This window comes from Hominimerdicola alba, assembly GCF_900109655.1.
Lineage (GTDB): Bacteria > Bacillota > Clostridia > Oscillospirales > Ruminococcaceae > Hominimerdicola > Hominimerdicola alba_B.
The window spans coordinates 41,719-60,511 of the sequence record NZ_FOAT01000002.1 but is presented as its reverse complement, the minus strand read 5'-3'; the positions used below and the strand labels follow the sequence as shown (position 1 = coordinate 60,511).

Genomic DNA, 18,793 nt, shown 5'->3' with positions numbered 1-18,793 from the left:
TGTTATAGTATACAAAGTCCTTTGCTGATCACTCGTAGCGGAGTGCATCGATAGGATTGAGATTTGCAGCCTTGATGCTGGGTATAAGTCCGAAGACTATACCAACTACCATCGAGAATGCAACGGATACGACTATCGCAGGTGTCGAAATAGATACAGGCACTTCCGCAATGTTCGCAATTACCTTTGATAAGCCTATGCCTATAAGTACGCCCAGTATACCGCCTATGGTGGTAAGTACCGAAGCTTCTGTAAGGAACTGCGCGAGTATACGCTTCTTTCTTGCTCCAAGAGCCTTTTTAAGACCTATCTCACGGGTACGCTCTGTAACGGATACCAGCATTATGTTCATAACGCCGATACCGCCGACCAGCAGCGATATGCCCGCTATCCAGATAAGCATCTGGTTTGTGGATTTTGAAAGATCCTGAAGCTTCTTAGCCTGCTCCAGCAGACTCTCGCTCTTGTATTCAATCGCAGTTGCAACACCCTCAGATGATTTCTGATCAGAACCCGCAGACTGCTTCTGGATATTCTCGTTGAGGATATCCGCTGTCTTCTTGCCCGCACCTGTCATACTGTCAGTATCCTTAGCGCGTACAACACAGTTCTGGGGCTCGTCATAGCGGAAAATTATACCCCAGTCGTTGGTAGGTATGAATATCAGTCCGCTGGAAGAACTGTTGTAGGTGAAGTAGTCGTCAACACTGTTGATAACAGGCTCAAAACCTGTACGCTTGCAGGCAACGCCTATTATTCTGAAAGGTTCACCGTTGATATCAAGTATCTTGCCGATGGGGTTCTCACCCTCGAATATGCCTCTCTGCATATTCGTGTCGATTATAGCTACCTTGGAGAAATCTGTGTACTGCTTCTCAGAAAAGCCCATACCCTCAGCTATCTCGTAGCCCATAGTTGAAAAATAATCACTGTCGATACCGTAGATAATAGATGAATCTATCTTCTTGTTGAGATAGAACAGGTTCTCGATAGTCTCTCTTGTGCGGTAAAGAGTACAGCTCTCCACCTCTTTAAGGTCAACTATCCTCTTCTTGCTCTCCTCGGATACCACCCTGATATTATCAGGTACACCGGACCAGGTGAAATCTGCTTCAGCATCACCCTGCATCAGCGCTATCTTTACAGTATTGTTTCCCGCACCGATAAGGTTGTTCTTTATCTGTTCGTTCGTGCCCTCGATGGTCGATACTATGGCAATAATAGCCGCAATACCGATGATGATACCCAGCATAGTCAGGAACGAACGTATCTTGTGGCTCAGTATTCCCTGAAGGGAGAGCCTAACATTTTCTATCATAGCTTACCTCCTCAGAAGAAATCCATATTATCGGGCGTAAGTATCTCGGTGCTCTCACGGGTCTTTGTGCCCTCCTTGACCTCTTTGCCGTAAGGGAAGCATATCTTGTCCTTATAGCTGAGACCGCCCTTTATCTCTATAAAATAGCCGTACATTATCTGTCCGACCTTAACGTACTGCTTTTTCAGCTTACCGTCCTCATCGGCTTTCATTATATAATAATCGCCGCCCTCCTGCCTTACATAGTGTATCGGCAGGTATACCGAGTTTGAAGATTTCTCGCTGTCAGATTCCGTTTTATCCGCAGCCAGTTCTACCCAGTCACCGTAAGAGAATACATCTTCACCCTCGGTTATCTTTGCGTGTATCTGATAAGAAGAATTGTTCGGATTCTCACCCCAGCTATAGGAATTATAACTTACAGGCTCATCGTCTATCTTGGTTATCTCAGCCACGCCTGTACCGTCCGTGTTCCAGGAAGTTATTGTAAAGGTATCGCCTATGCTGTATTTCGAAAGATTCAGCTCGCTTACCTCACATACTACCTCGGTACCGCCGTCGCCCTGAATAACTGCAAATGCGCGGTCATCGGCATCGGGCTCCTCGTAGATGTCTTCCTTTTCTTCCTCTTCATTAACTTCCTCATCGCTCGAAGCTTTTCCTATCTTCTTAACGATGCCGTCCAGCTCGGCATAAAGCTTGCCGTCAACCTTGCGCTTCTTGGATGCCTGAAGTTCAAAGTTCGCCTGTTTTAGGTCGATCTCCAACTGCTTTATATCGTCCTCCTTTTCGGATATCATATGCTTGATCTCATCGCGGGAGTATACATAATCCGTGCCCTCGGGATCGATATAAAAATCATTGGGCTCATAGCTGTCATAATAATCATCAGGCTCTTCCTCTGAGAGCTCTGGCATGGAGCTGTCGTCCTCGGGCAGCGATGAATCGTCCTTCTTCTGAGTTGTCGGGTGAGTAAAGCTCAGCTTGCCGTAGTGCTTTACATCGGTATCTATCGAAGCACTGCCGTCCTCGTCGATGGTTATGCCTTCGGAAACCTTCCAGCTTGCAAGCTCCTCGGGAGTAACACCTTCCGCAGGCACTATTATCCATTTGTAAAGATATCTGTAGCTTTCGTCATATACACATATCTCAGCGCACTTTTTCTCGCTTGCAATTCTTATCATGAACTCCCTGGAGACCTCAGCCTCCTGTGTGCAGTTGATTATGAAAGGCATCTCCGCAGTACCCACACCCTCAGCAGGTATGAATGCAGGCTTTACTACATCGGTGACAAGCTGATCGGGAGGTCCGTCGGGAACATCGGGATCGATATCATCGGGAATGCTGTCGTCAGGGATACTGTCATCGGGTATATCATCGGGGTAATCGGGATAATCAGGCTCAACAGGCTGAGGTGCGTCCTCGGAGGGCTTGTAGTTACGTATCTTTTCAAGCTCCTTTTTAGCCATCTTGATATCCTGCTCTACTATCTTTACAGCGTTTTCCTTCTGAGCAAGTTCAAGTTCGACAACGGTCATATCGTATTCAAGTATGGCATCGCCCTTTTTAACGCTCTGACCTTCCTCAACGTATACCTTTTTTACCAGCTTCTCGGTGTCGATATACACTCTCTGGGTATTGGAAGACTGTACACGTCCGTCCAGTCCGCCGTAGTAGTAAGAAAAATAATCACTGTCCTGCATCATAAGGCTTACAGGCACAACGTCAACGACAACCTTTTCCTGCTTGCTGTCCTTGTACTTTTTCATGCCGAAATATCCGCCGCCGCCCAGTACTGCCACACAGAGAAGAAATATTATAAGTTTTTTCATTCGCTCTCCTCCTCTTTCTTTACACGGCTGTTGAATGCGCCGCTGTGCAGTTCGCCGTCACGTATGTACATAACACGCTTGGCATGGTCTGCTATCTCGGGTTCGTGTGTTATCATAACTATGGTCACGCCGTCCTTGTTAAGCTCTTCAAAAAGCTCCATTACGTCATCGCCTGACTTCGTATCCAGCGCACCTGTAGGTTCGTCCGCCAGCAGAAGCTTGGGCTTGTTTACTATCGCCCTTGCTATGGCAACTCTCTGCTTCTGTCCGCCCGAAAGCTGTGTGGGGTTGAAGTTCATTCTGTCCTCCAGACCTACCTTGCGGAGTGCTTCCTTAGCCAGCTCGCGGCGCTTTTTTCTTGAAAGTCCCGCATACAGCAGAGGCAGCTCAACGTTTTCCAGCGCCGACTGTCTCGGCAGAAGATTGAAGTTCTGGAAAACAAAGCCTATCTTGGTATTGCGTATATCCGAAAGCTGCTTGTCGCTGCATTTCATTATATCCGAACCATCGAATATGAAGCTGCCCTTTGTCTGCTTGTCAAGGCAGCCGATAATGTTCATCAGGGTGGATTTGCCCGAACCCGAGGGTCCCATTATCGCAACATACTCGCCGTCGTCAACGCTCAGCGATATGTCTTTCAGCACGGGGACGGGTTCTTTGCCCTGCATATAATCCTTGAAGATATTGTTCAGTTCAAATACCATGTTGTCCGCCTTTCTCAGCTGTAATGCTTCTTAAGGAACTCGTCCTTTTCATCGGTGGACATAGCGTTGAACTCGGCTTCAGATATACCGTAAAGGTCTTCAAAGGTAACATCGGGTTCTTCGCTCTCAGCTGCTTCAGCAGTTTCACCTGCCTTGCCCTTCTCGGCATCAACAGCAGCTTCGGCCTTATCAGCAGAAGCTTCGCCGGAATAATCGAAGGTGTAATTGCCCTCATCATCTATACTGCCGCGTATGAAGTTGCCCTCACTGTCTACCTCTACAACACCGCCGTCAGGTGAAGTTATAGTACCGGAGCCGTCAGCAGCGACTTCTATGGTATTTCCATTCTCATCTACTGTGGAGTAGCTTCCGTCGTCATTCATAACGAAGTCTTCAGGCATACCGCCCATGTCGCCTTCGTCCATCATGCCTTCATCCATCATATCGCCGTCCATCATTTCTCCGTCTTTACCGCCAAGTTCATTCTCGGGGATATCCTTGTCGGAGGAATTGGTAGTCGTAGCAAGACCTTCCTGGATGTAGTCAGCAGGATAAGCTATGTAATCATCAGTGGAAAGACCCTCAAGTATCTCGCAGTCGCCGTACTCTGTGTCTTCCTTGCCTATCTTTACGTATCTCTTCTCGATTATATCCTTGTCAGACTTCTTTGCCCATACATAGGACTTGTTTCCGTCTTTCAGGATAAAGTTGGTATAAAGCCAGATGCCTGTCTTCTCAACATCGCCGCCTCTGTCAGTGTCGATGAGGATATGCTGTCCCAGCTTGAAGCCTTCCAGTGATTCTGGCTCAACATAGAAAGCATACTTTGAAGAAGTCGACTGTTCATCGTCACCGCCATAGCCGTACATATCGTTGTTGTTGTCCTGGGGTGATGTGTCTATCTCAGATACGACACCATTGACGCTGGTATCATCTGTCCTGCTGCGGAGTATCACCTCAGCATCCTTGTAGATGGCTTTGCTGTTCTGCTCGTTGAATACGCCCTTTACGCGGTAATCGCCCTCAGCGGTGAGCTTCATTATAGCGTCACCGCTGTCCGAACCGTAACGGCCGTAACTGTAATCGTCATCTCCGCCGCTTGATGAGGGGTCTTTCAGATCCTTTACAGTGCCGTCTATTGGTGCAATGACATAAGCGTTCTTCTTGGAGTTTTCCAGCTTGGTTATCTCCACATTCTTCGCCTTGATGTCGTATTCTTTTCTTGCGTTGTCGCTCTGCAGCTGGAGTATCTGGTTCGTGTAGGATACTACCTGATCCTCACTCGCCTTCTTCTTTTCTTCCTCGTACTGCTTTATCTGCTGATTGTTGGTCTCTATCTCGTTCTGAGATCTCTCCACTTCCAGCTTTGCAGTATCGATCTCGATCTGTATCGCCTCAGTATCGTAGGTAAGCAGCTTATCGCCCTTCTTCACGGCATCGCCCTCAGCCACAAGTATATCCTTGATGGTCTTGGTGGTGTCGTATTTCACGTCTACCGATTTCTGTGCCACTACCACGCCGGGGAAACTGTTTGCAAACAGATCCGAACCCGTGACAGTGTTCACATTCGATACTTTTTGTACGTACACTTTGTCGCTGCTGTTAGCCGCGGGGCTGCCGTAATTCTTATACAGCTTCCACCCGCCGAAGCCTACTCCGCCGATTATCAGCAGAGTCACAACAGCTTTTCCGACAGAACTTGCTTTTGACATATCCATATCCTCCTGTTGATAAGTCTGTAAGACAAAAAAAGTCTGCACAAGCACACTGCTCACATATCGGTGCGGGCAGGATATCGCTATATACAGACGTACAATATACTTATTGGTCATCTGTTGTCTTTTTTGTCTACAATGGTTTTATAATTTTTCTATCTGCAAATATTATAGTACAAAAAGAAACTTCTGTCAATGAAAGTAAGGTGAAATTAAGAAAATCTTTCGATAATTAACAGGTTATATAAATATTTAAGTTAACTTGCTTTAAACTTCATTGATTTTTCCGTATACCGCCATAAAATCCCCATATTACATAGTATATCAGTCATTCCGTTCAGTAAATACGTTAATTATATCTTTTAGTAAAACATCACCTAAAAAATTACAACATCTTTTAATTTATTGAATATATTATTTATAAAAATATTGACAAAAGTAAGATGGTGTGGTATACTTTGTTATATACACTTTGACCTATGTCATTGCTGTACGGGTATTACTATTTAATAATACGAGTTTCAGAGGGTGAATAATAATGACCGAGCTAGAAAAGATGGAGTTGGCGGAATGCTACATAAACAGATACTTCGAAATTGCTGACGGCGTTGAGATAAGCAAGGAGAACAAGGAGTATCTGAAAATATATATAAGAGATGTTTCAGAGGCAGAAAGGGAATTTGATTTTAACGGAAAGCGCAATAAATCAATGTTATACGTTCTCGGCGGTGCGCTGGTATTTGCACTGCTGCTGCTGATAGCCTTCCATTCGGGATTATATTTTATAGTTCCAGTACTCGGATTCCTTACAATAGCTGTTTCAGGCTATATGATCATCAATAAGTACTACACCCAGAGACTTGTGGAAGTCAGGGATCACCAGAAAGAAGTAAATGAGGGTATTACCGAGCAGATAGAGATACTTCAGGGAAGGATCAGGCAGCTTGAAAAGCAGCGCGATGATTATCTTACCGCCCTGAGAAAGAAGATAGACTTCATGGAGCTTGATATGGACTACATGAACAACATCGGTCAGATAAAGGAATTCATGGTGAACGGCGAAGCAGAGACCTGTGAAGAAGCTGTTCAGATATTTGAATCCAACCTGCTGATGCAGCAGATGTCAGGCATCATGTCCGCAAGCGTACATGACAAGACCATGGATATCGAAAAGAACAAGGAGCGCTTCGGCGACCCGACCAAGGATTTCGGAAAGAAACCCGCCAAAAAAAGTCTGTTCGGTAAAAAATAATAACGATTACATTGACACTTCCGGCAGAGACCGTCGGAGGTGTTTTTCTATAACCAAGGAGGATAATTATGTATACAGTCGGAGATATTTACACATTCATCGAGGAGACAGCACCTTTCCGTTTGCAGGAAAGCTACGATAACAGCGGGCTGTGCGTCGGCAATAAAGGCAGGAGCGCAAATAAGATACTTCTGTCCCTTGACTGCACCATCGACGTTGCAAAAGAAGCCGCAGAGGTGGGCGCTGACCTTATCGTCACACACCACCCAGTGATATTCCGCGGCATAAAAAGGCTCGACCCCGACAGCGTGGTAGGTGTGCTTGCAAGGAACGATATCAGCGTTATCTCAGCCCACACAAATTTCGACAGCGCTGTAATGAACGATATCCTCTGCAAAAAGCTGGGACTTGACCCTGTTGACTGCATCGCCGAGGAAAACGGCGCAAAAATGGGCTGTATCTGCGAGCACGAGGGCATCACCGCCGAAGCCCTTGCAGATATCTGCAAAAAAAATCTGGGCTGTCCCGTGGTGAGATTTGATAAAGCAAATGACGGTCTGCTGAAAAGGATAGCGGTATGTTCGGGCAGCGGCGGAAGCTTTCTGGGCGAAGTACTCGCCAAGGGCTGTGACGGCTATATCACGGGAGATGTCAAGCACGATATCTTCGTTGATGCCTACAACGCAGGGCTTGTGGTGTTCGATGCAGGACATTTCTACACCGAGGACATTTTCTGCGAACATATGCAGGGTCTGCTGAAAGAGAGATTCCCCGAAGCAGATATAAGCATCGCAAAAAATTCGGGCGATGTGGTGGTGTGGCATAAGTGAAAAAGAAGAAACATATAAGCGGCAGTGAAGCATTCCTGAAAAAGCAAAAGCAGAAGAACAAACCCGACAGGCTGAAAATCGGGCTGATAATTTTCACCTTTGTATTGTCGGCAGTGTTTGCTGTGGCGTCAGGTCTGTTTATGAAAGATCATATCCACAGGAAAAACCACTGCACAGCCGAGATAGTCGGCGAGGTGACGAATGCCAAAATATGGGGCAGGCACCATCACTATCATGGCAAAGCCGATGTAGTTGTAAAGAGCGACGGCGTTTTCCCCTCACAGACGTTACATACCACATCTTTATATCTTGCAAAACAGAAAAACGCGAAGATATTCTACGATCCCGAAAATACCAAAGAATATTATTTTGAAAGCAATATTGAAGACTCCCGCTCTCTGTCGATAATTTGCGCAGTACTATCGGTGATAGAACTGCTGTTTGGCATCGCAATAACCAAGGCATATTTAAGGTCAAAACAGCGCAAAAAGCGCTGAACGATACAGGATAAACGGAGGATATGAAAATGGAATTCAGGGTAACGGAAGGCAAAAAACTCATCACCCCCACCGACAAGCTGACCTACATGGGCAGGATAGACTACAGCGAGCCCAATGCGCCCGTATTCATCTGGGCGGGTTCAAATGTCCGCATGAGATTCCGCGGCACAAGCGTGGGTGCAGTGATATTCAACAGACGTTTTTTCAACAAAATGTCCATCGGCTATGTTATGGACGGCAAGGTGTGCCGTGCCGATTTCGGCGATGAAAAGGATTGGGAGAAGGAGTACTATATCCCACTAGCCGAGGGTCTTGAAGACACCGACCACGAGATAATTCTTTTCAAGCGTCAGGATGCGTCACACTACTTCAAGTTTTTGGGCTTTGTCATCGATGGCGAAGTCCTTGAGGCCCCTGCACTTCCCGCCAGAAAGATAGAAGTTTTCGGCGATTCAGTATCAGCGGGCGCGGTAGTTGAAGCCCGTGATCACGAGGGAAAGAGCGACCCCGACGGACACGAGGGCATCTACGACAATGCTTGGTACAGCTACGCCGCTATAACTGCGAGAAATCTGGGTGCACAGCTGAACTGCACCGCACAGGGGGGTATTTCGATCTTTGACAATACAGGCTGGTTCCACGCCCCTGATTTCATCGGCATGGAGACCGCCTACGACAAGCTTTGCTATTATCCCGAGGGCGAAAAGGGCTACACCCCGTGGGATTTCAGCCGCTACGTCCCGAATGTAGTATTTTTCGCTGTGGGACAGAACGATCATCACAACGAAGCTGACGGCGACCCCGACATAACAGACGAAGCATTCCGCACCCGCTGGAAAGAGGGTTACAAGGGCATAATCAAGGATCTCCGTGCAAAATACCCCAACGCATATTTTGTTCTTCTCCTGACGGTACTCTGTCACGACCCCGAATGGGACAAAGCCGTTTCCGAGATAGCCTCCGAGCTTTCCGACAGCAGGATAAAGCATTTCATGTTCACAAGGACAGGCAAGGCGACCCCCGGTCACCCCAGAATTTCCGAGCAATACGAGATGGCAGAGGAGCTTACTGCTTATCTATCGGGTCTTGGGGAGGATATTTGGAAATAGGTTTTTTGTTGGATTTTTATCCATAGTAGTGCGGTATCAGGTCGCCCCTTGTTCCTCGGGGGGAGTCATCGGATTTACACAGATAGTTTGCGTAGGGACATTTGTCGCCCCTTGCGGGGCGAGCCGTCAAATAACAGCGACTGCGTCGGCTGTGGCTATCGCTGTTTGACGGCGGGCGCGGCAATATCTCACGCATATAGAAAGAGCGTGGACTGTTCGATTTGTCCACGCTCGTATTTTTGTAACGGTAACTGCGTCGACCGCGTGCCGCGCCTTTTTGACAGGTCGGAAGTTTGCTTTACTCTTATTGTTCGCTGTGCATTTTGGTTTCGTGCCTTGGTGATTGAGGGCTCTGCCAACAGTCAGCTTTGCTGACTGTGCAAACATACCGCAAGCTTTTCGCGAAAAGCTTGACCAAAAGCTCTCTTTTGGCTATTCTCCGCTTGTTTGCTGTTGCTACGAGTTATATATCAGACTCTCTCCCGCATCATCAAACAGCTCTGCCAGGTCTTCACCTCTGAACACTGCTGTATACCCATACGGCAGACACATGAAGTCCAGCAATTCGGGTCTTTTCAACATAAGCTTATACACGAATACAGGCTCGAACACTGTTGCATCGTCTATCTCCGCTTTGCCTTTTTCGTCATAGGAATAGCTGTTTACCTGCCAGCCCGATGAACCCATCTCTTTGAAGCGGGTCATCACAAGGTTATCTTTTTCAAGTGCGCCTTTCGCCACTGCCATCTTATCGTAGAAATGCACAGCGTCACCCATAACGCCCAGTTTTTTCAGCAGAAGAACCTGTCTGTACTGAATTTCAAGGGCTGTTGTAAGGTCGGTATTGAGTGCGGTGAGGGGGTCATCGGTGAAATCAGGGGCGGCTATATCGAAGCCGCCGTTATGTTCACTCAACAGGAATGTGGAGAATCCTGCCCTTATCCTGAAACCGTCCTTTATTCTTTCTGCGGGGATATGTTCTATCGCTTCAAGCAGAGGTTCAACAAAGGGGCGAAGTGCTATTTCCGATGAAAATCTGAATTTTATTCCGTGTATCTCTTCTGTGTAATTTACTACCATCGTTATCTCCCTATAAAAACAGGCGGGAACTATAGTATATCAGCCCGCCTTATCGTTCATAAATTGATTTACAGTGTTTTCAACAGTACCAACACTGTTTTTTTCGGTTATATCGACCCTGTACGCATAGGTCTGTTCTTTGCCGTCAGTTTCGGATGTGGTGGTCTCGGTGAAGTATTCAAGCTTACCGTCGTTATCGAAATAATACTCTGCCGTGAACCCCGTGACCTCGCCGTCTTCGACTTTTGCGCCTATCTTCTGCGGATCGTAAACGTGGGTGACTTTTATACCGCCGTCGATAGTTTCCTCTTTTGCCGAGGTTATATTCTTGGGGGTATATATCAGCAGACCCTCGTCCGCCTGAGGGTGGGGCATTTTTCTTGTATACCTGACGAAATCCGCATCGCCGTTTACCGAATATTTCACCTCGCCGTTTTCGTAGGTGAAACATTCCAGCCCGTTATTGAACTGTGCGTACTCGCTGTTATCGCTTTTGCCGTAATAGGAATATACCAGTGTATCCTTTTCATCGTATTTAAAGGTGAAGCACTGTTCTTCCTCGCCGGAATCTATATTTGTCATTATGACCTTGGCACTGTTTAGAGAAGCATAATCCTCCCGCGCCTGCTTTACCAGCAGACCACCTGCCTTATCCTCGGTTTCACCGCAGCTGCCCAGCATGACAGCGGCTGAAAGTCCTGCAAGCAGGGCTCTGAAGAATTTTCTCATAAGTTTTTGCCGATCTTAGAGAAGAGTACGAGCGCCAGCGATATAGTCACCATCTGTGAAAGTGTAGCGCGTATCATAAATCCGATATGGAATCTGATAACATACAGATCAACATTCCAGTTCTCAATACCTATATCCTTGCCCCATGACATCCAGTTGAAATAGGGTATATTCTGGCATACCTCAGCGAGAAAGCCTCCGAGGATTATGCCTGATATCACAAAGAACAAAAATGCAAAGGTCTTTTTGAATTTATCCATAGCCTGACTCCGTAATTACTTTCTGCGAGAGGGTGAACGTCTCTTGTTATCGGTGATCTTTTTGAGATCGGAGAACTTCTCGTCGCTGGACGCTTTGAACTTACTGAGCATATCTTCAAAATCCGCATTGCCGGATTTCTGGTTGGGGTCGTATATTGGGGGCGGGTTCTTGCTGAAGTCCTGAGGAGGTCTGTCATCTCGGCGGGGTCTGAAACCGCCCTGAGGTCTGCCCTGACTGCCGCGGTTATTATTTCCGCCCTGAGGTCTGCCGCCCTTATCGCCCATTTTCTTCGGGGGAGCGGGCTGTGCCTTCTTTATGGACAGAGATATCTTGCCGTCCTCGCCCATGCTCAGCACCTTTACCTTGACAGACTGACCCTCCTGCAGATGGTCCTTAATCTCGCTTACGAAGGTGTTAGCCACCTCGGAGATATGTACCATGCCGGTGGTATCCTTGTCAAGCTCAACAAAAGCGCCGAACTTTGTGATACCGGTTACTTTTCCTTCATAGATCTTTCCTACTTCAAGCTGCATCTGGATTTTACTTCCTCACTTTATTTTTATTTATTTGTACAAACGGCATATTTTCGTACCCAACGGATACCGTACCATACCATTTGCAATATTTCGTATCTTTTATTCTGACTTGTTCACTATGTAGTAGCGTCTTTCATTGGGGTAAGAGTAACCCAGCTGTTCAACAGCCACTCTCTCCATGAACTCGTCTTCCTCCGCTTCAAGCAGAGCGGTATACTCGTCGTTCTTCTGCTTTGTTTCTTCTATCTTGCCGGTCATCATGACAGTTTCCTGCCGCAGCTGTTCTATCTCATTCTGCTGAGACATCATATCCACCGCTGCTATGACACAGAAGCACACGATTATAGCAAACAGCACAGGTCTGAACACACTTCGCTTGCTCTTGGGCGCAGCACTCTCTCCGATATCATCTTCATCATCGGGCAGAGGTTCATCATCGTCTGTTTCGGGCACATTTTCGATATAGACATCGTCCGCATACTCTTCGGCATATTCCTCATCCGACTTGGTATACTCGTTATCATCTTCGGTATCGTCAGTAACATTCAGTTCAGCCGCCTTTACAAGCTCAGCAGCGTCCCCGAGATCATTGTCATTTTCTGTATTTTCGTCATGGATATCAAGCTCGTCGTCCCGTTTCATCGTCTGCTCCTTTCCGACTTCACATACATTATTATAAAACAGAAGTCTACTCCCAAGTATTATACAACATTTTCGCCCAAAGTTTCAAGGGCTTTTCACAACTTTTTCTATTTTAAGACAAATTTAGGCGTTTTTAACAATAATATAAACCTGCTGTACTCTGTTTTTGTGAAATCAATATCGGCAGTTACTAAGCATTTATTGAAAGCCACAGTCTTCGGGACTTGACAAAACCTATAATAAATGATACACTATAAGTTGATAAATTTTGGGCGGAAGCCCCAGGTGAGGAGTAATAGATATGATAGATATCAAGCTTATAAGAACTAACCCCGATCTCGTCAAGGAGAACATCAAGAAGAAGTTCCAGGACGAAAAGCTCGTTATGGTAGATGAGGTCGCTGAATTTGATAAGGAATACAGAGCTGCACGTACCAAGGCAGACGAACTGAGAAACCAGAGAAACGTCAAGAGCAAGCAGATAGGCGCTCTGATGGGCAAGGGTCAGAAGGAGGAGGCTGAGGCTGTTAAGGCTGAGGTCAACGCTATGGCTAAGGAACTGGCTGATCTGGAAGTCAAGGAAGAAGAGCTGGAAGCTAAGATCCGCGAGAGAATGCTGGTCATCCCCAACATCATCGATGACAGCGTGCCCATAGGCAAGGACGACAGCGAGAATGTTGAGATAGAAAAGTTCGGTGAGCCTGTTGTTCCCGATTTTGAAGTTCCCTACCATGTTGATATCATGGAGTCATTCGACGGCATCGACCTTGACGCTGCAAGAGAGACATCGGGCAACGGTTTCTACTACCTCAAGGGCGATATCGCAAGACTTCACTCTGCTATACTCTCCTATGCAAGAGATTTCATGATCGACAGGGGATTTACTTACTATGTACCTCCTTTCATGATAAGATCCAGCGTTGTTACAGGCGTTATGAGCTTCGCTGAGATGGAGAACATGATGTACAAGATCGAGGGCGAGGATCTGTACCTGATAGGTACTTCCGAGCACTCCATGATAGGCAAGTTCATCAAGACAACTCTGCCTGAGGCTACCCTGCCCCAGACCCTCACCAGCTATTCTCCCTGCTTCCGTAAAGAGGTAGGCGCTCACGGCATCGAGGAGAGAGGTGTGTACCGTATACACCAGTTCGAAAAGCAGGAAATGATCGTTGTCTGCAAGCCTGAAGACAGCAAGACCTGGTATGACAAGCTGTGGCAGAACTCTGTTGACTTCTTCCGTTCACTGGATATCCCTGTACGTACTCTCGAGTGCTGCTCGGGTGACCTGGCTGACCTGAAGGTAAAGAGCTGTGACGTTGAAGCTTGGAGCCCCAGACAGAAGAAGTACTTCGAGGTAGGTTCCTGCTCGAATCTGGGCGATGCTCAGGCAAGAAGACTCCAGATAAGAGTAAAGGGCGAGGACGGCAGCAAGTACTTTGCACACACCCTGAACAATACCGTTGTTGCTCCTCCCAGAATGCTGATAGCTTTCCTTGAGAATAACCTCAACGGCGACGGCACAGTATCTATCCCCGAACCCCTGAGAATGTACATGGGCGGCAAGGACAAGCTGGTTCCCACAAAGTAATAATAATTATGCGCACTTTCTCCGTCCTCAGGGCGGGGAGAGGCGTTTGCTGTACCATCTCCGACAATGATATTTATAGGAGAATGAAAGCATGAGCGAATTTAAAAATGTTGATACAGACGCTTTCGGAAAAGTAAATACCCCGAAAGAACGCAGTGAGATAATGTGCGAAAATTACGGCAGGATGTGCCTTGAATACGCAGGCATCTGCCGCAGATACCGCTCTATGCTCGATAATAAGGACAAAGATATTTTTCGGCTGAGAGAAGAAGTGATAAGCTATCAGAATACCCTGTTTTCCAAAGAACGGCAGATAAAGGACTTGCAAAAAAAGATAGCAAAGCTGAATAAAAAACTGCTGAAAGCTCAGCACGATTAGGGTAATGTATACACGGAAGAACCGTATCTTCGCCGCACCTTTATGTGGTGCGGCGAGTTTTTTGAGAAGGAGCAGACCGTATGGAAAATTTTGATATCATAGTTATTGGCGCAGGTCATGCGGGCTGTGAGGCTGCGCTGGCAGGGGCAAGACTTGGTCTTAAAACTGCATTGTTCACCATAACGCTGGACGCTGTTGCCAATATGCCCTGCAATCCGTCGATAGGCGGTACTGCAAAGGGTCATCTTGTGCGCGAGATAGACGCTCTAGGCGGCGAGATGGGCAAGGCGGCGGACAAGACCCTTATACAGAGCCGTATGCTGAACCGCGGCAAAGGCCCTGCGGTACACAGCCTGCGTGCGCAGATAGACCGTGTGGCTTATCACAGGCTTATGAAAAAGACCATCGAGGACACCGAGGGGCTTTTCCTGAAACAGGCTGAGATAACAGATGTACTGTTTGAAGATGACGGCAGGACCGTCCGCGGTGTGCGCACACATCTGGGTGTTGAATACGGCTGTAAAGCTGTCATCATCGCCAGCGGCACTTACCTTAACGGCGAGATACACGTAGGTACTACCACCTATCCCAGCGGCCCTGATTCGGTACTTCCTGCAAGAAAGCTCTCCGACAGCCTGAAAGCTGCGGGCATGACTTTACGCCGCTTCAAAACAGGCACTCCCGCCAGAGTACATAAGCGTTCCATCGATTTTTCAAAGCTTGAAGTCCAGCACGGCGATGATGATATCACACCTTTCTCATTCACCAATAACGGCGATATCGAAAACAAGGTTGACTGCTATGTGGGCTACACCAACGCTGAAACTCACAAGGTCATAACCGATAATATCCATCTTTCGCCTATATATTCGGGCAGGATACACGCTATCGGTCCAAGGTACTGTCCTTCCATCGAGGACAAGATAATGCGATTTTCGGACAAGCCCAGACATCAGCTTTTTATCGAGCCTATGGGTCTTGATACGGAAGAATACTATCTCCAGGGCATGAGTTCTTCTCTGCCTGTTGATGTTCAGCTGAAATTCCTGAGGACTATCGAGGGTCTTGAAAACGTGGAGATAATGCGTAACGCTTATGCTATCGAATACGACTGCTGTGACCCCAACGATCTTCTGCCCACCCTTGAATTCAAGGAATTCCACGGGATATACGGTGCAGGACAGTTCAACGGCACATCGGGTTATGAGGAAGCGGCGGCACAGGGTCTTGTAGCGGGTATAAACGCCGCACTGAAACTTAAAGGCGAAGAACCCATGGTACTGGACAGAGCCAGCAGTTACATCGGCACACTGGTGGACGACCTTTGCACCAAGGGCGTATCCGACCCTTACCGTATGCTTACCAGCCGAAGCGAATACAGACTTCTGCTGAGGCAGGACAACGCCGACCTGAGACTTACCGAGACAGGTCACAGTGTAGGTCTTATCGATGATGAGAGGTATGCGGCTTTCCTGAAAAAGAAAGAGCAGATAGAAGCTGAGATAAAGCGTATCTCGGCGATAAACACTGCGCCCTCCGAAAAGCTGAACGAATATCTGGTATCACAGGGCACAGACCCAATAAACAACGGCATAAAGCTGGCACAGCTTATTCGTCGTCCTCAGCTGACATACAAGGGTCTTGCATTTATCGACCCTGAGCGCCCCGAGCTGCCAGACGATGTATGCGAGCAGGTGGAGCTGATGATAAAGTACGAGGGATATATCAAGATACAGCTGGAGCAGGTAGCGGCTATGCGAAAGCTTGAAAACAAAAAGATACCCGAGGATATCGACTATTCAAAGGTAGGCTCACTGCGCCTTGAAGCCGCTGAAAAGCTGGCGAAGATACGTCCTCTCTCCGTAGGACAGGCAAGCCGTATCAGCGGTGTGAATCCTGCGGATATAAATGTTCTGCTGGTATATCTTGAGACTATAAAGTAGCCCGCACCCAATAGGAACGATTTCAAAGGAGTGACAAGATGTCAACTGTATGTGCTATATCTACCCCCCTTGCAGAGGGCGGTATATCTGTTATAAGGATAAGCGGCGAGGGCGCTTTTGAGTGCGCGGCTAAAGTTTTCAAACCTTTCACCTGTGAGAGTGTTGAAAAAATGCAGGGCTACACCTGCGCCTACGGTCAGATACATGACGGCGAAAAGACCGTGGATGACGGCGTGCTGACGGTTTTCCGTGCGCCACATTCCTACACGGGTGAAGATGTCTGCGAGATATCATGCCACGGCGGTATCTATGTTACCAAAAAGGTGCTCAGACTTTGTCTTGAAAACGGCTGTGAGCCTGCACAGGCGGGTGAATTCACAAAGCGCGCTATGCTCAACGGTAAGCTTTCACTTACACAGGCTGAGGCTGTAATGGATACCATAGCGGCACAGGGCGAATATGCTCTGGCTTCCGCGAACCTCACAAGGCAGGGCAGCCTTTTCGGGCAGATACACAAAGTCACAGGCGAGCTGGTAAAGCTTCTGGGCGAGCTGGCGGCATGGGTGGATTATCCCGAGGAAGACCTCCCAGCAGTAGAGGAAACAGCTCTCCGCGAAAGCATAAAAAATGCCCTGGCTGTCACAGGCAAGCTTATCGCCGACCATGACAACGGTATGCTGATAAAGCAGGGAATAGATACTGTAATTGCGGGCAAGCCGAATGTTGGCAAATCGACCCTGATGAATCTTCTGCTGGGCTATGACCGTTCTATCGTAACCGATGTTGCGGGCACTACCCGTGATGTTATCGAAGAAAGCGCAAGACTGGGCGAACTGGTATTCAAACTTTCTGATACAGCGGGCATACGCGACACCGAAGACAAGGTAGAGAAGATAGGTGTCGAAATGGCTGAAAAGCGTCTTGATGAGTGTATGTTCGTTATCGAGGTTTTTGATACCTCGGTGAAACCCGATGACGACGACATCGCCCTGCTTGAAAAGGTAAAGTCATCACGCAAGAGAAGCCTTATCGTGCTGAACAAATCCGACCTTGAAAGCGCCGTTGATGAAAGCTTTTTCAGGGGATACAGCGAAAACATCGTGTGCATATCCGCAAAGAATCTCGATGACAGGTCGCAGATACAGGCGGCTGTGGAAAAGATATTCACACCCGAAAATTACGATGTGAACAGCACGATATTCGCCAACGAAAGACAGAAAAGCTGTCTTGACAAAGCGCACGAAAATCTCAGCGCGGCGCTTGAAGCCCTGGATATGGGCGAAACTCTCGATGCTGTAACAGTGATGATAGACTTCGCCGCAGATTCTCTGCTTGAACTTACAGGCGAAAAAGCCACCGAAGCCGTTGTCGCCGAAGTATTCTCAAAATTCTGCGTTGGTAAGTAGGAATACCCCAATTCGGCTGTATATTGCTATAAACGATAATTTATCGCACGGACTGCGGATTCTACTGGGGAAAACCTTTCTGAAGAAAGGTTATTCCCCAGACCCCTTTCCAAAGACTTCTCTCTCTTTTTGGCAGGGGGCAGATATCTTTATAAAGTTCACTTAGTACGGTAACTAACTGCACTTTATAGAAATAGCTGCCCCCTGCCAAAAAGAAATAAAAGTTTTCGGGGATGGAGTCAACATCAGCAAAGCTGACGTTTGAGGAGGACCCTTTTTCAAAAGGGTCTTCCTCAATAAAGCCCGCAGTCCATATGATAAATTATTATTTGCAGTAATACACAGCCGGATCGGGATATTCTTTTTTTCTAAAAAAATTTTTTATCTGCTGCAAGGATATTGTGTTTTCAAACGTATTATATACAGAAAACCAAAAAGACCCGCTGCCGACCCCCTCGGCGGCGGATCACAAGGGGGTGGTTGACTGTGGAAACAGCTTGTTTCGAGATAAGCGGTTTTGATGCCGTTTATGATGAATATTTTGACATGGTGTACAGGATATGCTTTGTATATTTTCACGGCCATACTGCCGATGCTGAAGACGCGGCGCAGACTGTATTCATGCGTTACCTTGAAGCGGACAATGCTCCTGCTGTGGGTGAACACACAAAAGCGTGGCTGATAGTAACGGCACAGAATGTCTGCAAAACGATGCTGAGAAGACATCACCGCAAGGACAAGGAGCTTGATTCAGCGGCGGAAAAAGGCGCGGGTTTTGAATACAGGGAAGTCATGGATGCAGTTATGCGTCTGCCCGAAAATGAGCGCATGGCTGTCTACCTAAACCTTTATGAGGGATATACAGCCGCCGAGACCGCGAAGCTGATGGGATGTCGTGAAAATACGGTATATTCATACATACACCGTGCAAGAAAAAAGCTGAAAAAAGAATTGGGAGGGTGAGAC

Annotated in this window: 18 protein-coding genes; 9 read left to right on the top strand and 9 right to left on the bottom strand. The window is 47.3% G+C overall.

Annotated elements, in window-relative coordinates:
- Positions 1 to 28 precede the first annotated feature (28 nt).
- The 4 genes from BMY75_RS02270 to BMY75_RS02255 are packed head-to-tail and all read right to left on the bottom strand — an operon-like array spanning position 29 to position 5,566.
- Entirely contained in the window at positions 29 to 1,318 is a 1,290-nt protein-coding gene (locus tag BMY75_RS02270; protein ID WP_074829169.1) for an ABC transporter permease, read from the bottom strand.
- An 11-nt stretch (positions 1,319 to 1,329) separates the two neighbouring features.
- A complete protein-coding gene (locus BMY75_RS02265; RefSeq protein WP_074829167.1) occupies positions 1,330 to 3,150 on the bottom strand; it encodes a biotin/lipoyl-binding protein in 1,821 nt (606 codons plus the stop codon).
- Complete coding sequence (locus BMY75_RS02260; RefSeq protein WP_074829163.1) at positions 3,147 to 3,854, bottom strand: ABC transporter ATP-binding protein; 708 nt, start codon at positions 3,852 to 3,854, stop codon at positions 3,147 to 3,149. The genes BMY75_RS02265 and BMY75_RS02260 overlap by 4 nt, the downstream gene beginning before the upstream one ends.
- Positions 3,855 to 3,868: 14 nt before the next feature.
- Positions 3,869 to 5,566, bottom strand: coding sequence for an efflux RND transporter periplasmic adaptor subunit (locus BMY75_RS02255; protein ID WP_074829159.1), 1,698 nt, complete (start codon positions 5,564 to 5,566; stop codon positions 3,869 to 3,871).
- 541 nt (positions 5,567 to 6,107) lie between these two features.
- Between BMY75_RS02255 and BMY75_RS02250 the strand changes: the two genes are divergently transcribed.
- From BMY75_RS02250 to BMY75_RS02235, 4 genes are all read left to right on the top strand, one after another.
- Positions 6,108 to 6,821: a hypothetical protein gene (locus tag BMY75_RS02250; protein WP_074829155.1), complete on the top strand. Its 714-nt coding sequence runs from the start codon at positions 6,108 to 6,110 to the stop codon at positions 6,819 to 6,821.
- 68 nt (positions 6,822 to 6,889) lie between these two features.
- Entirely contained in the window at positions 6,890 to 7,651 is a 762-nt protein-coding gene (locus BMY75_RS02245) for a Nif3-like dinuclear metal center hexameric protein (RefSeq protein ID WP_074829153.1), read from the top strand.
- On the top strand, positions 7,648 to 8,148 hold the full coding sequence (locus tag BMY75_RS02240; protein WP_074829150.1) for a hypothetical protein: 501 nt from the start codon (positions 7,648 to 7,650) through the stop codon (positions 8,146 to 8,148). Before BMY75_RS02245 ends, BMY75_RS02240 begins: the two co-directional genes overlap by 4 nt.
- A gap of 29 nt (positions 8,149 to 8,177) precedes the next feature.
- Complete coding sequence (locus BMY75_RS02235) at positions 8,178 to 9,260, top strand: SGNH/GDSL hydrolase family protein (protein WP_074829146.1); 1,083 nt, start codon at positions 8,178 to 8,180, stop codon at positions 9,258 to 9,260.
- Between the two features lie 456 nt (positions 9,261 to 9,716).
- Here BMY75_RS02235 and BMY75_RS02230 read toward each other — a convergent pair whose 3' ends face one another.
- From BMY75_RS02230 to BMY75_RS02210, 5 genes are all read right to left on the bottom strand, one after another.
- Positions 9,717 to 10,340: an immunity protein Imm33 domain-containing protein gene (locus tag BMY75_RS02230; RefSeq protein WP_074829143.1), complete on the bottom strand. Its 624-nt coding sequence runs from the start codon at positions 10,338 to 10,340 to the stop codon at positions 9,717 to 9,719.
- A gap of 39 nt (positions 10,341 to 10,379) precedes the next feature.
- Positions 10,380 to 11,069: a hypothetical protein gene (locus tag BMY75_RS02225; RefSeq protein ID WP_074829140.1), complete on the bottom strand. Its 690-nt coding sequence runs from the start codon at positions 11,067 to 11,069 to the stop codon at positions 10,380 to 10,382.
- Positions 11,066 to 11,329 carry a DUF4321 domain-containing protein gene (locus tag BMY75_RS02220; protein ID WP_074829137.1) on the bottom strand — a complete coding sequence of 88 codons (264 nt, stop codon included), beginning with the start codon at positions 11,327 to 11,329 and terminating at the stop codon, positions 11,066 to 11,068. The genes BMY75_RS02225 and BMY75_RS02220 overlap by 4 nt, the downstream gene beginning before the upstream one ends.
- A gap of 15 nt (positions 11,330 to 11,344) precedes the next feature.
- Positions 11,345 to 11,863: a S1 RNA-binding domain-containing protein gene (locus BMY75_RS02215; protein ID WP_074829134.1), complete on the bottom strand. Its 519-nt coding sequence runs from the start codon at positions 11,861 to 11,863 to the stop codon at positions 11,345 to 11,347.
- Between the two features lie 102 nt (positions 11,864 to 11,965).
- On the bottom strand, positions 11,966 to 12,508 hold the full coding sequence (locus BMY75_RS02210; RefSeq protein WP_074829133.1) for an FtsB family cell division protein: 543 nt from the start codon (positions 12,506 to 12,508) through the stop codon (positions 11,966 to 11,968).
- Between the two features lie 301 nt (positions 12,509 to 12,809).
- Between BMY75_RS02210 and serS the strand changes: the two genes are divergently transcribed.
- The 5 genes from serS to BMY75_RS02185 all read left to right on the top strand — a co-directional run bounded on the left by serS (position 12,810) and on the right by BMY75_RS02185 (position 18,790).
- The gene (gene serS, locus BMY75_RS02205; RefSeq protein ID WP_074829130.1) at positions 12,810 to 14,099 is read left to right on the top strand and encodes a serine--tRNA ligase; all 1,290 of its coding nucleotides are present in this window, start codon (positions 12,810 to 12,812) and stop codon (positions 14,097 to 14,099) included.
- Between the two features lie 91 nt (positions 14,100 to 14,190).
- Positions 14,191 to 14,478: a hypothetical protein gene (locus tag BMY75_RS02200; protein WP_074829128.1), complete on the top strand. Its 288-nt coding sequence runs from the start codon at positions 14,191 to 14,193 to the stop codon at positions 14,476 to 14,478.
- Positions 14,479 to 14,558: 80 nt separating this feature from the next.
- Positions 14,559 to 16,421 (top strand): tRNA uridine-5-carboxymethylaminomethyl(34) synthesis enzyme MnmG, encoded by a 1,863-nt coding sequence (mnmG, locus tag BMY75_RS02195; protein WP_074829125.1) that lies wholly within the window; start codon positions 14,559 to 14,561, stop codon positions 16,419 to 16,421.
- Between the two features lie 38 nt (positions 16,422 to 16,459).
- The gene (mnmE, locus tag BMY75_RS02190) at positions 16,460 to 17,827 is read left to right on the top strand and encodes a tRNA uridine-5-carboxymethylaminomethyl(34) synthesis GTPase MnmE (protein WP_074829122.1); all 1,368 of its coding nucleotides are present in this window, start codon (positions 16,460 to 16,462) and stop codon (positions 17,825 to 17,827) included.
- Between the two features lie 486 nt (positions 17,828 to 18,313).
- Positions 18,314 to 18,790, top strand: a complete 477-nt coding sequence (locus BMY75_RS02185) for an RNA polymerase sigma factor (RefSeq protein ID WP_074829119.1) — start codon at positions 18,314 to 18,316, stop codon at positions 18,788 to 18,790.
- Positions 18,791 to 18,793 lie beyond the last annotated feature (3 nt).

Excerpts from the sequence above, each read along its gene's own strand:
- BMY75_RS02215 (WP_074829134.1), bottom strand. The coding sequence starts at position 11,863 with ATGCAGCTTGAAGTAGGAAAGATCTATGAAGGAAAAGTAACCGGTATC.
- BMY75_RS02270 (WP_074829169.1), bottom strand. The coding sequence starts at position 1,318 with ATGATAGAAAATGTTAGGCTCTCCCTTCAGGGAATACTGAGCCACAAG.
- BMY75_RS02245 (WP_074829153.1), top strand. The coding sequence starts at position 6,890 with ATGTATACAGTCGGAGATATTTACACATTCATCGAGGAGACAGCACCT.
- mnmE (WP_074829122.1), top strand. The coding sequence starts at position 16,460 with ATGTCAACTGTATGTGCTATATCTACCCCCCTTGCAGAGGGCGGTATA.
- BMY75_RS02230 (WP_074829143.1), bottom strand. The coding sequence starts at position 10,340 with ATGGTAGTAAATTACACAGAAGAGATACACGGAATAAAATTCAGATTT.
- BMY75_RS02220 (WP_074829137.1), bottom strand. The coding sequence starts at position 11,329 with ATGGATAAATTCAAAAAGACCTTTGCATTTTTGTTCTTTGTGATATCA.
- BMY75_RS02265 (WP_074829167.1), bottom strand. The coding sequence starts at position 3,150 with ATGAAAAAACTTATAATATTTCTTCTCTGTGTGGCAGTACTGGGCGGC.
- BMY75_RS02255 (WP_074829159.1), bottom strand. The coding sequence starts at position 5,566 with ATGTCAAAAGCAAGTTCTGTCGGAAAAGCTGTTGTGACTCTGCTGATA.
- mnmG (WP_074829125.1), top strand. The coding sequence starts at position 14,559 with ATGGAAAATTTTGATATCATAGTTATTGGCGCAGGTCATGCGGGCTGT.
- BMY75_RS02260 (WP_074829163.1), bottom strand. The coding sequence starts at position 3,854 with ATGGTATTTGAACTGAACAATATCTTCAAGGATTATATGCAGGGCAAA.
- BMY75_RS02210 (WP_074829133.1), bottom strand. The coding sequence starts at position 12,508 with ATGAAACGGGACGACGAGCTTGATATCCATGACGAAAATACAGAAAAT.
- BMY75_RS02250 (WP_074829155.1), top strand. The coding sequence starts at position 6,108 with ATGACCGAGCTAGAAAAGATGGAGTTGGCGGAATGCTACATAAACAGA.
- BMY75_RS02225 (WP_074829140.1), bottom strand. The coding sequence starts at position 11,069 with ATGAGAAAATTCTTCAGAGCCCTGCTTGCAGGACTTTCAGCCGCTGTC.
- BMY75_RS02200 (WP_074829128.1), top strand. The coding sequence starts at position 14,191 with ATGAGCGAATTTAAAAATGTTGATACAGACGCTTTCGGAAAAGTAAAT.
- BMY75_RS02235 (WP_074829146.1), top strand. The coding sequence starts at position 8,178 with ATGGAATTCAGGGTAACGGAAGGCAAAAAACTCATCACCCCCACCGAC.
- serS (WP_074829130.1), top strand. The coding sequence starts at position 12,810 with ATGATAGATATCAAGCTTATAAGAACTAACCCCGATCTCGTCAAGGAG.